Annotated in this window: 13 protein-coding genes; 7 read left to right on the top strand and 6 right to left on the bottom strand. The window is 61.4% G+C overall.

The annotated features are described in order from the left end of the window. Nucleotides 1-32 precede the first annotated feature (32 nt). The gene (locus C9422_RS27005; protein WP_116582801.1) at nt 33-800 is read right to left on the bottom strand and encodes a helix-turn-helix transcriptional regulator; all 768 of its coding nucleotides are present in this window, start codon (nt 798-800) and stop codon (nt 33-35) included. A 79-nt stretch (nt 801-879) separates the two neighbouring features. Here C9422_RS27005 and C9422_RS27000 point away from each other — a divergent pair, with 79 nt between their 5' ends. Then, on the top strand, nt 880-2,001 hold the full coding sequence (locus tag C9422_RS27000) for a cytochrome P450 (protein ID WP_116582800.1): 1,122 nt from the start codon (nt 880-882) through the stop codon (nt 1,999-2,001). A gap of 7 nt (nt 2,002-2,008) precedes the next feature. On the opposite strand, the gene C9422_RS26995 is transcribed toward C9422_RS27000, so the two are convergent. Beyond that, on the bottom strand, nt 2,009-2,482 hold the full coding sequence (locus C9422_RS26995) for an MEKHLA domain-containing protein (RefSeq protein ID WP_116582799.1): 474 nt from the start codon (nt 2,480-2,482) through the stop codon (nt 2,009-2,011). Between the two features lie 186 nt (nt 2,483-2,668). Between C9422_RS26995 and C9422_RS26990 the strand changes: the two genes are divergently transcribed. Then, nucleotides 2,669-3,700 carry a D-cysteine desulfhydrase family protein gene (locus C9422_RS26990; protein ID WP_116582833.1) on the top strand — a complete coding sequence of 344 codons (1,032 nt, stop codon included), beginning with the start codon at nt 2,669-2,671 and terminating at the stop codon, nt 3,698-3,700. A 3-nt stretch (nt 3,701-3,703) separates the two neighbouring features. On the opposite strand, the gene C9422_RS26985 is transcribed toward C9422_RS26990, so the two are convergent. Next, nucleotides 3,704-4,042: an FKBP-type peptidyl-prolyl cis-trans isomerase gene (locus C9422_RS26985; protein ID WP_116582798.1), complete on the bottom strand. Its 339-nt coding sequence runs from the start codon at nt 4,040-4,042 to the stop codon at nt 3,704-3,706. Nucleotides 4,043-4,215: 173 nt separating this feature from the next. Here C9422_RS26985 and C9422_RS26980 point away from each other — a divergent pair, with 173 nt between their 5' ends. Beyond that, the gene (locus C9422_RS26980; protein WP_116582797.1) at nt 4,216-5,289 is read left to right on the top strand and encodes a sensor domain-containing diguanylate cyclase; all 1,074 of its coding nucleotides are present in this window, start codon (nt 4,216-4,218) and stop codon (nt 5,287-5,289) included. Nucleotides 5,290-5,449: 160 nt separating this feature from the next. Here the strand turns inward: C9422_RS26980 and C9422_RS26975 are convergent, their stop codons facing one another. Together C9422_RS26975 and C9422_RS26970 are read right to left on the bottom strand one after the other, a co-directional pair. Next, nucleotides 5,450-6,490, bottom strand: a complete 1,041-nt coding sequence (locus tag C9422_RS26975; RefSeq protein ID WP_116582796.1) for a M48 family metallopeptidase — start codon at nt 6,488-6,490, stop codon at nt 5,450-5,452. A 24-nt stretch (nt 6,491-6,514) separates the two neighbouring features. After that, on the bottom strand, nt 6,515-7,120 hold the full coding sequence (locus C9422_RS26970; RefSeq protein ID WP_116582795.1) for a LemA family protein: 606 nt from the start codon (nt 7,118-7,120) through the stop codon (nt 6,515-6,517). Nucleotides 7,121-7,335: 215 nt separating this feature from the next. Here C9422_RS26970 and C9422_RS26965 point away from each other — a divergent pair, with 215 nt between their 5' ends. Together C9422_RS26965 and C9422_RS26960 are read left to right on the top strand one after the other, a co-directional pair. Next, nucleotides 7,336-8,640 (top strand): MFS transporter, encoded by a 1,305-nt coding sequence (locus C9422_RS26965; RefSeq protein ID WP_116582794.1) that lies wholly within the window; start codon nt 7,336-7,338, stop codon nt 8,638-8,640. Nucleotides 8,641-8,666: 26 nt separating this feature from the next. Then, nucleotides 8,667-9,443, top strand: a complete 777-nt coding sequence (locus C9422_RS26960; protein WP_116582832.1) for a substrate-binding domain-containing protein — start codon at nt 8,667-8,669, stop codon at nt 9,441-9,443. Here C9422_RS26960 and C9422_RS26955 read toward each other — a convergent pair. Then, nucleotides 9,433-10,347 (bottom strand): LysR family transcriptional regulator, encoded by a 915-nt coding sequence (locus C9422_RS26955; RefSeq protein WP_102701806.1) that lies wholly within the window; start codon nt 10,345-10,347, stop codon nt 9,433-9,435. The two genes, C9422_RS26960 and C9422_RS26955, sit on opposite strands and share 11 nt — an antisense overlap. A gap of 156 nt (nt 10,348-10,503) precedes the next feature. On the opposite strand from C9422_RS26955, the gene C9422_RS26950 reads away from it, so the two are divergent. Together C9422_RS26950 and C9422_RS26945 are read left to right on the top strand one after the other, a co-directional pair. Next, nucleotides 10,504-12,312 (top strand): monovalent cation:proton antiporter-2 (CPA2) family protein, encoded by a 1,809-nt coding sequence (locus C9422_RS26950; protein WP_116582793.1) that lies wholly within the window; start codon nt 10,504-10,506, stop codon nt 12,310-12,312. A gap of 158 nt (nt 12,313-12,470) precedes the next feature. Next, nucleotides 12,471-13,568 (top strand): DNA alkylation repair protein, encoded by a 1,098-nt coding sequence (locus C9422_RS26945; RefSeq protein WP_116582792.1) that lies wholly within the window; start codon nt 12,471-12,473, stop codon nt 13,566-13,568. Nucleotides 13,569-13,581 lie beyond the last annotated feature (13 nt).

Raw genomic sequence — 13,581 nt, 5'->3', positions numbered from 1 at the left:
CCGAATGAAAAGATCGCAGCCTTCGGCAGCTCCTACAATGGATATTTCGCGGCTCTTGTAGGAGCTGCCGCAGGCTGCGATCTTTTGCTCTTCTCCTCGATATCCAGCCGCAACTCAAGCCCAAAACGCCCCGCCATCTCCTTGCGCCCCAACGCCGTCAACGCCAACGCCCGACTGTCCAGATCCTGGGTCACCCACTGGCGCTTGAGCGCCGTTTGCAGCAACGCCGCCCCCAGCGACCCGCCCAGATGCGGCCGACGCATGCTCCAGTCCAGGCACGGGCAGGCAAAGCGGCGGCGCAGCGTGCTCAGATCCTGCACTTCAATCCCTAGCCCCTGAAACATTGCCGAACCACTGTCACTCAAGCGATAGGCCTGTTCGTCGGTTTCCTCCAGCCAGCCCGCTTCGAGCATCCGGTCATGCAACAGTACCGCCAGGGTACCCGCCATGTGGTCGTAGCAGGTGCGGGCAAACTGCAGGCGATCCGGAGTCCGCGCCTGGAAGCGCGGCGCCGTGTTCTGGCCGATCACCATCAGCGCTTCCAGGGCCTGGGCGACGCGTTTGTCCGCCAGGCTGTAATAGCGGTGACGTCCCTGGACGTGCAGCCGCACCAGTGCCAGCTCCTTGAGTCTGGCCAGGTGGGCACTGGCGGTCGACGCGCTGACTTCGGCCACCGCCGCCAGCTCGGTGCTGGTGCGGGCGTGGCCGTCCATCAGCGAACAGAGGATTTTCGTCCGCGCTGGCTCCGCGATGGCCGCCGCCACCTGCGAGACGCCCATGTCGTGTTGTTCTGCGCTCATATTTCGCTCCCGGACGAATCAACGCCCTTTCGGACTGGAGATAGTAGCAACACTTTCCAACAACAGAAGGCTGTGCCCCATGGACCCGATCATCGCTGTGACCCAGGCCGATCCTTATCCCTACTACGCACAACTGCGTGCCGAAGGCGGGTTGGTTTTCCATCCAGGGCTGAACATATGGGTGGCCAGCAACGCCCGGGCGGTGGCCGCCGTGCTGGCGCATCCTGATTGCAACGTTCGCCCCGCGCAGGAGCCAGTCCCCAGGGCGATTGCCAATGGTATGGCCGGCCTGGTGTTCGGCCAATTGATGCGCATGAATGAGGGTGAGCGCCAGCGTTGTCCACGGTCGGCGATTGCGCCGGAACTGGAGTTGATCGATACACGGGAAGTCGAGAGTCTGGTCAGCGCCCGGTTGATCTCCACCGACGCCGTCGGCCTGCACAACGCCATGTTCCGTGGGCCGGTGTGCGTGGTGGCGGCGTTGCTGGGATTCACCCCGGCTCAGGGTCGAATCATCAGTGAACTGACGGCGGACTTCGTGGCTTGCCTGTCGCCCTTGAGCACCTCGGCACAGCTGGCTGCCGCCCATGCCGCCGCCGAACAACTGAGCGGTTACTGTGTCGAGCTTTTGGCTGACCCGGACAACCACAGCCGCCTGCTTGCAGGCATCCGCCAGCGCTTCACCGGCAGCGCACCGCAAACGCTGATCGCCAACCTGATTGGCCTGTTTTCCCAGACGTTCGACGCCACGGCCGGGCTGATCGGCAACACTGTGCTGGCATTGATTCAACACCCGTCGTTACTCAGCGAATCACCCCATGTCGACGACCTGCTGGCCGAAGTGCAACGCCTGGACCCGCCGGTACAGAACACCCGCCGCTTCGTCGCCGCCCCCTGCGAGATTGACGGCGCAAGGCTGAATGCCGGGGACGTGATCCTGGTGCTGCTGGCCTCGGCCAATCGCGACCCACAGCTCAACGACAACCCCGACGACCTCCTGCTCGACCGCCCGAACCGGCGCAGCTTCACCTTTGGTGCGGGGCGCCATCAATGTCCGGGGCAGGCACTGGCGTTGAGCATCGCTGGCGCTACCGTCCGGCACATTCTGGCGATGAAGCCGGAACTGGATCGCCTGACCTGGGATTACCGCCCGTCCGCCAATGGACGAATTCCGCTGTTCAGGGATTGGCCGGTCGCTTGATCGACGCTCACTCCAACTGCCCAACCCGTGCAGCATCCGGCCAGAACAACGCCGCCTGCCCCAAACGCACACCCTGCTGATCAACCAGCGTCCACACCTTGCCTTCATGAATCATGAAGGCATTGCCCTGCCGATCCACCCGATAACCGCTGTAGCCATGCGCTATGCCATGGGCCGTGACCTGCTCCAGCAGGGTCTGGCGCCGGGCGCGGTCCAGTGGCGAGGCGCTGAAGCGTGAGGGCATGCCCAGAAACTCCGGGCGCGGGTACTTGAAGCACGCCAGCGCCTGTTCATTGGCGTAGAAGAAAAGTGGGTCGTCTTCAGTACCGTGGGCCAGCAAACTGTAGGGCGCGTGGGCGTGCAGCCAATGCAGGCGCTCCCTTCCTGCCAGCGACGGCGGTGCTGGCAGATGTTCGCCGGTCCAGTGCCGATAAGACTCATCCAGCAGTTCGATCGCCATGGCGTATTCGTTGATTGGCAACCCGCCCTCTCCTCTTCAGATCCTGGTTTCAAACCCGGCCCAGCCTAACCAAAGCAGCCTGAAAAGTCCTGCTGCCCGGTTGATTAGTTACACCGGGTTAAAACAGTCATGACGGGAAGTGCGTTTATCCCGCACGCCTTTCTCCATAGAGTCACCTGGATCATGGTGAACAACGAGGCTCGATTGATGCAGACCCCACTGGACAAGTCACTGAGTGTTTTTGCGCGGGCCGACCTGCTGCAAGGTCCCACGCCCATTCAGCGGGCTGCGCGACTCGAACAACGGCTGGGCCTGGACAAACAGGGGATCGGCCTGTTTCTCAAACGCGACGACCACATGTTGATCGGCGCGGGCGGCAACAAGCTGCGCAAGCTTGAATTCCACATCGGCGCGGCGCTGCAAGCCGGAGTCGATACGATCATTACCGTAGGCGGCATCCAGTCCAATCATGCTCGTTTGACCGCCGCGGTGTGCGCCCGGCTGGGCATCGCCTGCGAGTTGTTCCTGACCCGGGCCGTGGCCAAAGCCGAGGTGGATTACGAACTCAATGGCAACGTGCTGCTCGACCAGTTGTTCGGCGCGCAGATGCAGGTGTTTGCCGGCGGTACCGACTCACTGGCCAAAGCCGAGGCCAGGGCGGCGCAGCTTCGGGATTGCGGACGCAAGGTTATGGTGTTGCCGACCGGTGGTTCAACGCCCCTGGGTAGCCTGGGTTATGCCCGCTGCGCAGCGGAAATCGCCCGGCAAGAGGCCGAACTGCAACTCACGTTCAATCAAGTGGTGGTCCCCAATGGCAGCGCCGGAACGCATGCCGGGCTCGCGGCGGGCTTCCAGTTGCTGGGCCGGGGTACCTGCGTGGTCAAATCGTTCTCGGTGTTGTCCGACCAGGACTCATCAGCCGCGAGAACCCTGCAACTGACCCGCGAGACATTGGCGCTACTGGGCAGTGACGCCGAGGTGCAGACGACCGGGATGGTGATCGACGGCAGCCAGCTGGGTGCCGGCTATGGCCTGCCAACCGCCGCCATGCAGGACGCGGTACGCCTGATGGCGCGTACCGAAGGCCTGCTGGTCGACCCGGTGTACTCCGGCAAAGCCTTCGCGGGAGTACTGGCCGACCTGCAGCAGGGGCGTTTCGGCCCCGGGGACAACGTGCTGTTCGTCATGACTGGCGGTACACCCGGCCTGTATGCCTATCGGGAAACCTTTCAGGCCTGACGGTCAATCATCCCGCGTCAGCACTTCCAGCAATTCAATTTCGAAGATCAGGTTCGAATTCGGCGTGATCTTGCCCATGGTGCGTTCGCCATAGGCCAGGTGCGCCGGCACCAGCAACTTGCGCTTGCCACCGACCTGCATCCCCATGATGCCCTGGTCCCAGCCCTTGATGACCCGCCCGGTGCCGATCACGCACTGGAAGGGTTTGCCTCGGCTGTAGGACGAATCGAATTCGCTCCCATCCTCTAGCCAGCCACGGTACTGGGTGGTGATCAGCGCGCCTTTTACCGCAGCTTTTCCGTCACCCAACTTAAGATCGATAACCTGAAGCTCGTCATTCATTGAATTCACTCGTATGCTCACTCGCCCACAAGGGCCCGATGGGCGCCGTTTTCCCAGATTTGCCCGCAATTGGCAACCATTGCCGTCACCGCGCGCCGCGTTCAAAGCTGTTTGCTGAACTAAAATAATCAACTATTACCCGTACGGTTCAACGCCCTGATGGCCATGCCCGAATGATCCTGCTCTGGACCAGCGTCATCCTTGGTTCGACGACGCTCACCCTGATCGTCGCGCTGGTCTGGCGCGAACACTCGCTGCACAAGCAACTGGCGCAGTACCGCGCGATCATCAACAGCCTGTCCGAAGGCCGGAACATCCATCAGGATGGCGACGCCGAGCGCTTCAAGCGCAGCCAGTATTTCGCTCGCATCGGCACCTGGGATTGGGATGTCGACACCGATCGCCTGTACTGGTCCGACGCGATTTTCGGCATGTTCGGGTTCAAGATCGGCGAAGTGACGCCCTCCTATGCCCTGTTCTGCTCCTGCGTGCACCCTGACGACCGGCTGAGGGTCCGGGCCGGCGAACTGCGCTGCCTGGAAACCGGCGAAAACCATGATGAGGAATACCGCGTGGTCTGGCCCGACGGCACGATCCGCTGGCTGCGGGAAACCGGCAACGTGGTCAAGAATGACCACGACGAGACGATCAAGATGATGGGCGTGGTACGCGACATCACCGAAGAAAAGGCCTCGGCCAACTACCTCAAGCACCTGGCCCATTTCGACCCGCTGACCGGCCTGCCCAATCGCCTGGTGCTCGAAGAGCGCCTGTCCGAAGCGCTGGAGCAGGCGCGCGCCAGCGCCACGCGGGTGGCGCTGGTGTTTGTCGATCTCAATGGTTTCAAGGCCATCAACGACCGTTATGGCCATGCGGCCGGCGACCGCGTGCTGGTCACTACCGCCACACGGCTCAAGCGCATCCTGCGCGGCACCGACACCGTCGCCCGGATCGGTGGCGACGAATTCGTGGTCATCCTCCAGGACTTGCCCCAAGGCAACAGCCTGCAGGACGAAGCGCGCACCATCTGCCAGAACATCTTCGCCGAGCTCTCCCCGCCCATCACCATCGGCAACGACCAGCGCCACATCGGCACCAGCCTGGGCGTCGCCGTGTTCCCCGATCATGCGCCGAGCATTGACCGCCTGCTGCACATTGCCGACCTGGCGATGTACGAGGCCAAGCGCAGCGGGAACAATCAATATCGGCTGGGCACCGAGAGCGTGGTGCGGTTGTATAGCCAATAAGGCTGCGTCGTCCGACTACGCCAGTTCCGGAAAGATTCGCGACTCTTTGCGGTTTGTAGATCAGGCACGGTACCGATGGGTCAATGATCACCCCGGCAAACAGACAGCCCGACACCCTCCACGACTGGAGACACTCGAGCGGTGCCGATCGTTGTTCCTGCTAAACGCTCACTTTCTTCTTTCTACGCTGGAGCCCTGGCGCCTTGACGGCAGGAAACACGCCATCCCACTGCGCATCGATGCGCCAGATTCGCTCACTCAAATCAGGATGACTGGCCAGCAAACGGTCCAGGGACGAAGTCCCGCCCGCACAGAAGTACAGGTGACTGAACTCGTCTGCCCGGTCTGCGCTCATGTGCGAGCCTTGCGCATGGCCGCCAATTTTTTTCAATGCGCCGGCAATACTGTGTGGGTTACGGGTGTACTGCACCGCGGTGGCATCAGCCAGAAACTCCCGTTGCCGACTTACGGCGGCCTTGATCAGGCTGGCCATAAAACTCCCGGCAAACCCGGCGATGCACAAAACCACGCCGACCAGCAGGCCCACCAGTTTAAGACGGTTGTCACCGTTCTCACGGTTACTGACTCGACTCACTCTCAGCAGTATCAGGCTGCCCGCCAGGCCAAGCACCAGCAAGCCGTTGACGGTCGCCAGCATGTGCATGTTCAGGCGCATATCGCCGTTGAAGATGTGGCTGAACTCATGGGCAATCACCCCTTGCAGTTCTTCGCGTGTGAGCAGCGATATCGCTCCCTGCGTCACGCCGATCACTGCGTCCTGTGGAGTGAACCCGGCTGCGAAGGCGTTGATGCTCTCATCCGGTAGCAGATAGATGGGCGGTACGGTCATGCCCGAGGCAAGAGCCATTTCTTCGACGACGTTGATCAGGCGCTGCTCTTCGAGCGTTCGGGCGCCTTGATTGATCAGACGCCCGCCCAGGCTTTCGGCGATGACTTTGCCTCCGTGCCGTAGTTCTGCGTATTTGAACAAACTGCCCATCAGTACGACGGCGGTGATGACCGATGCCGTAATCTGCACCGCTTCCCAGTTGATCGCCAGAGCATCGCTGCCATCGTCGGCATGTTTGAGGCTGAAAACGAGGGAAGTCATGGTGATCAGGCTCAGCACCGCCAGGATCATCAATATCACGAGTAGCGCCGTCCGGTGTCTGGACTGACGCTGTTGTTCAAAAAAATTCATCGGACCGTCCGTGGGCAAATTGCGTCAGAAGGAAACCTGGGGGGCTTGTTGAATGGACGCGGTGTCGGAAAACTCCAGCGGTGTAGCGTCGGCGGCATGGCCGAAGCGGGCTGCCAACAGCACGGCGGGGAAGCTCTGCTTGAGATTGTTGTAAGCCAGTACGGCATCGTTGTACAACTGACGTGCGAAGGTCACTTTGTTTTCGGTGCTGCTGATCTCTTCACTCAGTTGCTGCATGGTCTGCGAAGCCTGGAGTTCAGGGTAGGCTTCCAGGGTGACGTTCAGTCGCCCCATGGCGCTGTTGAGTGCGCCATCAGCCAGACTCAGTTGTGCAATATTGCGCGCATCACCCGGTTGTGCCTGAGCTGCCTTGAGCCCGGCCAACGCGGTATTGCGTGCGTTAATGACGGCCTCAAGGGTTTCGCGCTCGTGGGCCAGATAGCCCTTGGCGGTTGCTACCAGGTTAGGGATCAGGTCGTAGCGCCGCTTGAGTTGAACCTCAACCTGCGCGAAGGCATTTTTGATTTCGTTGCGACGGGCGACCAAACCGTTGTAGAGCCCGATCGCATACAGAATGCAGAGAGTCAGAACGGCCAAAATGACCAGCAGGATGATGCCGTTGGTACTCATGGTGTGATGTCCTTGTTCACGCGGCGGGAATATTGCGCAGGATGTTAACGGAATATCCTGTTTTATGTGAGCACGCGCATTGATCCGCTTTGCACATCAATGCATGCCAACTATGCAATTAACATATCGATGCCCCTGCTCCACTATCCGCCCTAATAAGAACCGTGCGCCGCGTCCAGCCGGCGCACGTCATAAAAGCGGTGGAGTACAGATCAATGACAGCATCAATCCAACGGCCCGCGACTGCCGGTCGCTACCGGGCCAGCGCAATCTTCCGGGTCACCTCGGGCAACTTCCTCGAACAGTTCGACTTCTTTCTTTTTGGTTTCTATGCCACGCAGATCGCTGCCGTGTTCTTTCCGGCCAGCAGCGAATTCGCCTCGCTGATGATGACCTTTGCCGTGTTCGGCGCAGGCTTCCTGATGCGTCCATTGGGCGCCGTGGTGCTGGGTGCCTACATCGATGATGTGGGTCGACGCAAAGGCTTGATCGTGACCCTGTCGATCATGGCCAGCGGCACCATCCTGATTGTGCTGGTGCCCGGTTACGAGACCATCGGTTTGTTCGCCCCGGCCCTGGTGCTGATCGGGCGGCTGCTGCAGGGCTTTTCCGCCGGTGCGGAACTGGGTGGCGTGTCGGTGTACCTCGCCGAGATCGCCACACCCGGCCACAAGGGCTTTTTCACCAGTTGGCAGTCGGGCAGCCAGCAAGTGGCGATCATCGTCGCCGCCGCACTGGGTTACGCCTTGAACCAGTGGATGGCGCCGAGTGTGATTGCCGACTGGGGCTGGCGGATTCCGTTCTTCGTCGGCTGCATGATCGTGCCCTTCATCTTCCTGCTGCGCCGCAACCTGGAAGAAACCGAAGAGTTCGCCACCCGTAAACACCGTCCGAGCATGGGTGAGGTGTTCCGCACCCTGGGGCAAAACTGGCTGATCGTGTTCGCCGGCATGATGATGGTCGCCCTGACCACCACCGCCTTCTACCTGATCACGGTGTACGCACCGACCTTCGGTAAAACCGTCCTGCACCTGAGCACGTCCGATGCGCTGCTGGTGACACTGCTGGTGGGTGTTTCGAATTTCATCTGGCTGCCGATTGGCGGTGCACTTTCGGACCGTATCGGTCGACGCCCGGTGTTGATCGCCATGGCCTTGCTGGCCATCGCCACCACTTACCCGGTGCTGACCTACCTGGTGAACGCACCCAGCTTCATGCACATGCTGCTGGTGCTGTTGTGGCTGTCGTTCATCTACGGCCTGTACAACGGCGCGATGATCCCGGCGCTGACAGAGATCATGCCCGTGGAGGTCCGGGTGGCCGGTTTCTCCCTCGCCTACAGCCTGGCCACGGCCGTGTTCGGCGGGTTCACCCCGGCGATGTCGACCTTGCTGATCCAGTACACCGGCGACAAGGCGGCGCCAGGCTACTGGATGAGCTTTGCAGCACTGTGCGCGTTGTGCGCGACGCTCATGCTCTATCGCCGCGCCTCGAATCACCTGCAACCGGTGGCGTCGTGAACCTGCCCTTGATCGAGAACACAATCATGAAAAAACAGTTCGGTTTTGCCGCCATCGCGTTGGTGGCCAGCCTTGGATTGAGCGGCATTGCCCAGGCTGAAGAGATCCGTGTGATGACCTCCGGCGGCTTCACGGCGGCCTACAAGATCCTCGGCCCGAAGTTCGCCGCCGCCACCGGCAATACCCTCGACACCGCGCTCGGTCCCTCCATGGGCAAGGCGCCGGAAGCGATTCCCAATCGCCTGGCCCGGGGTGAGCAAGCCGACGTGGTGATCATGGTCGGCTACGCCCTGGACGATCTGATCAAACAGGGCAAGGTCGACCCTGCTTCACGGGTCGAACTGGCGGATTCGCGCATTGGCCTGGTGGTGCGCGAAGGTGCACCGAAGCCGGACATCAGCAATGTCGAGGGCCTGAAAAAGACATTGCTCGAGGCGAAATCGGTGGCCTACTCCGACAGTGCCAGCGGCGTGTACATTGAGCAGCAGCTGTTCAAGCGCCTGGGGATCGAAGACCAGCTCAAGCCCAAGTCGACCATGGTGCCGAAAATCCCCGTGGGCTCCGTGGTTGCCACCGGCGACTATCAATTGGGCTTTCAGCAGGTCAGCGAATTGTTGCCGGTGCCGGGGGTCAGTTTCGTGGCGAAGATTCCGGAGTCCGTGCAATCGGTGACCCGGTTTGCCGCCGGCATCCCGGTAGGGGCGCAGCACCCGGTCGAAGCCAAGGCCTTGCTGGAATACCTGGCCTCGACCCAGGCTCAACCGGATGTGAAAGCGACCGGACTGGACTCGGTCAGTCGCTGACCGACGGCTGCAGGACTTTCATCTCCACCACCAGCCGTTCCAGCTCCAATGCCGCCGGGGTCAAGGTTCGACCTCGGCGCTTGATCAGACCGACGCTGCGCATCACTTGCGGATCGGTCAGCGGCACCCGCGTCAGGATCGGATGATCCGCCGCCGGCATCGCCATCAACGGCACCGCCGCCACGCCCAACCCGGCCTCCACCAGACCGATCATGGTGGTCACATGACGGGTTTCACAAATACTCGAGCGCTGCGGCACCACCCCGGTCAACGCCTGATCCAGCAGAAAGCGGTTGCCCGAGGTTTTATCCAGCGAGATGTAATCCTGCCGATAGAACTCGTCCCAGGTGACACTGCTGCGCCCCGCCAGCGGATGATCGCGCCGGCACGCCACGACATACCCTTCCTGCACCAGGGGCTCGAAATCCACTTCGGCCTCCAGCGTACCCATGAAGCTCAGGCCGAAATCCGCTTCGCCATTGACCACCGCGCTCAAGACGTCATGGGCGCTCGAGTCCAGCACCTTGACCTTGATCCGCGGAAACTGCCGGTGATAGTGCGCAATCACCCGCGGCATGAAGTAGTAAGCCGCCGAGGGTACGCAGGCGACCGTGACATGGCCGAGCCGGGTCGAAGCGACTTCGCTGATGCCCAGCAATGCCACGTCCAGATCGTCCAGCAGGCGCTCGACGCTGGGCATGAAACCCCGTCCGGCCTGGGTCAGGCTGACCTTGCGCGTGGTGCGCTCGAACAGGCGCACGCCAAGGGCATCTTCGAGTTTTTCGATCCGCCGGCTCAGCGCGGGCTGGGAAATGCGCACCGTATCGGCGGCCTTGCGAAAACTGCCCTGCTCGACCACGGCACGGAAGGCTTGCAGGTCATTGAGGTCGAAGTTGATCGCCATGGGGTTACTCGCAAGCGACGCTGATTGATCAGCTAATCCTATAAATGTAACTAACTAATGCAAATTGTAACATCTGAGGCCGAGCGCTTTGCTGACGCCGAAGGGCTCAGCCTTTATTCTTGTCACCCCCGCTGTACCGAGTCCTGGAGTTTTCCAATGCCCCATGAAGGCAACCTGCTACAAGCCGCTGTCGTGTTCCTGATGGCGGCCGTGCTCATCGTTCCATTGGCCAAGCGCCTGCAACTGGGGGCGGTCCTGGGTTATCTGTTCGCCGGAGTGATCATCGGCCCGTCGGTGCTGGGGTTGATCGACAACCCGCAAAGCGTCGCGAACATTTCCGAACTTGGCGTGGTGTTGCTGCTGTTCATCATCGGCCTGGAGCTGTCGCCACGACGCTTGTGGGTGATGCGCAAATCAGTGTTCGGCGTGGGCCTGGCGCAAGTGCTGCTGACCGGCACGGTGATTGGCGTGGTGGCTTTGTATTTGTTTGGCCAGACGTTGAACACCGCGATCGTCCTCGGCCTGGGCCTGGCACTGTCGTCCACGGCGTTCGGCCTGCAAAGCCTGGCTGAACGCAAGGAACTGACCAGCCCTCACGGGCGACTGGCGTTCGCGATCCTGTTGTTTCAGGACATCGCCGCGATCCCCCTGATCGCCATGGTGCCGCTGCTCGCCGGTGGCGATCACAGCACCAGCGCCAGCGAAAACCTGAACCACGGCCTGCAAGTGCTGGCCAGCATCGCCGTGGTGGTGATCGGCGGGCGTTACCTGCTGCGGCCGGTGTTCCGCGTGGTGACCAAGACCGCGTTGCCGGAGGTCTCGACCGCCACCGCGTTGCTGGTGGTGATCGGCACGGCCTGGTTGATGGAACTGGTGGGTATTTCCATGGCCCTTGGCGCCTTCCTCGCCGGCCTGCTGCTGGCGGACTCCGAGTATCGCCATGAACTGGAAGCCCAGATCGAACCGTTCAAGGGCCTGTTGCTGGGGCTGTTTTTCATCAGCGTCGGCATGGGCGCGAACCTGAGCCTGTTGCTGAGCATGCCGGTCGCGGTGCTGGGCCTGACCCTGCTGCTGATCGCGATCAAACTGCCGCTGCTGTTTATTGTCGGCCGCCTGGCAGGAGGTCTGAAGAACGTCAGTGCGATCCGCCTGGGTATCGTCTTGGCGGCCGGCGGTGAATTTGCCTTTGTGGTGTTCAAGATCGGTCGCGATCATGGGCTGTTCGCCGCCGGGCTGTATGACCTGCTGGTGTTGACCATCACCCTGTCCATGGCCGTGACGCCGCTATTGCTGCTGGTTTGCGCACGCCTGGTCAGCCCGAAAGTGCAACCGGTGGAAGTACCGGAGAAGTTCCGCGAAATCGACGCCGACGCGCCACGGGTGGTGATCGCCGGGATGGGCCGCATGGGCCAGATCGTTGCGCGGATCCTGCGCGCACAGAACATCAAGTTCGTGGCCCTCGACACCTCGGTGGAAACCATCGAGCTGTCCCGCAGCTTCGGTGGCGTGCCGGTGTTCTACGGCGACCCGATGCGCCCGGAAATCCTCAGCGCGGCCAAGGTCGGCGAAGCCGAGTTTTTTGTGATCGCCACAGACGACCCGAACACCAACATCAAGACCGCCGAACTGGTGCGCAAGCTCTACCCGCATATGAAAATCATCGCCCGCGCCCGTAACCGTCAGCATGTGCACCGGCTGATGGACGTCGGTGCCCACGCCGTGCGCGAGACCTTTTTCTCGAGCCTGGAAATGAGCCGGCAAACCCTGATCGGCTTGGGATTGACCCCGGCCCAGGCCGATGCACGGATCAAGCGGTTCAAGCAGCACGACGAAGAGGTGCTGGAAGCCCAGCACGCGGTGTATGACGACGCCGTGAAAGTGATGCAGACGGCACAGGAAGCGCGGGGGGAACTGGCCAGGTTGTTCGAGTCGGATCAACTGCAGGAGCAGGCGGGCAAGAAATGAGGTGACTATTCGGGCCTCATCGCGGGCAAGCCCGCTCCCACAGTTATTTCGGGTGTCCTTGATTTTGCGTACATCCATTAATCCTGTGGGAGCGGGCTTGCCCGCGATGAACGATGACGCGGTGCATTGGATAAACAATCATTTCAAAGGAATCCACCATGGCTGACGAATCCTCCCCCGCCCTCAAGGAAATCTTCAACACCGAGCGCCTCCAGCACATCGCCACAGAAATGACGGCGGTGTACCCCGATTTTGACGGCAGGAAATTCCTCAAGCTGGCCCAATCCGGCCTGGCAGACCTCAGCGTCATGCAGCGCATGGCCCGGGTCAGCGAATGCCTGCACGCGGTGTTGCCGCTGGACTATGAAGCATCGCTGCAGGTGCTGCGCGCCCTCGCCCCGCGCCTGAACAGCGGTTTCGTCAGCATGTGCCTGCCGCACTACGTCGCCCGCTACGGCGCCCATGCGTTCGAGCAGTCGATGGACGCGCTGAAGTACTTCACCGCTTTCGGCTCTTCGGAATTCGCGATCCGCCACTTTCTGCGCAACGACCTCCAACGTTCGCTCAAGCTGATGCACGACTGGTCGCTGGACGACAACGAACACGTACGACGCCTGGCCAGTGAAGGTTGCCGACCACGCCTGCCCTGGTCATTCCGCCTGGAACCCGTCCAGGCCGACCCGACGCTCGCCGCGAAGATCCTCGACAACCTCAAGGCTGACACCAGCCTGTACGTGCGCAAATCCGTGGCCAACCACCTCAACGACATCACCAAGGACCACCCCGACTGGGTGCTGGATCTGATCGAAGGCTGGTCGCTGGACAACCGGCACACCGCATGGATCGCCAGGCACGCCCTGCGCAGCCTGATCAAACAGGGCAACCAGCGGGCACTGGCGATCATCGGCGCGGGCGGCAAGCCTGAAGTCGAGATCGTCGATGTGAAAGTCGAACCGCCTGTGATTGGCCTGGGGGAAAAGATCACCCTGTCGTTTGCCATCAGATCCACCGTTGAAAGCAGCCAGCGCCTGGTGATCGACTACGCCATCGATTACGTCAAGGCCAACGGCAGCACCTCGGCGAAGGTCTTCAAGCTAAAGGCACTGACACTGCCCGGCAACGCCAGTGAAGTCGTCAGCCGTGGGCAGCAGATCAAGGAACTCACCACCCGCCGGCATTATGCGGGGCGCCATGCGGTGCATGTCATGGTCAATGGCGAGCGGTTGGCCAGCACGGCGTTCGAGATTGTTGTTTAAACCCCAAGATGGA

Source organism: Pseudomonas sp. B1(2018) (assembly GCF_003097365.1).
GTDB classification, from domain to species: Bacteria; Pseudomonadota; Gammaproteobacteria; order Pseudomonadales; family Pseudomonadaceae; genus Aquipseudomonas; species Aquipseudomonas laurylsulfatiphila.
This window is presented reverse-complemented; position numbering and strand designations above follow the sequence as displayed.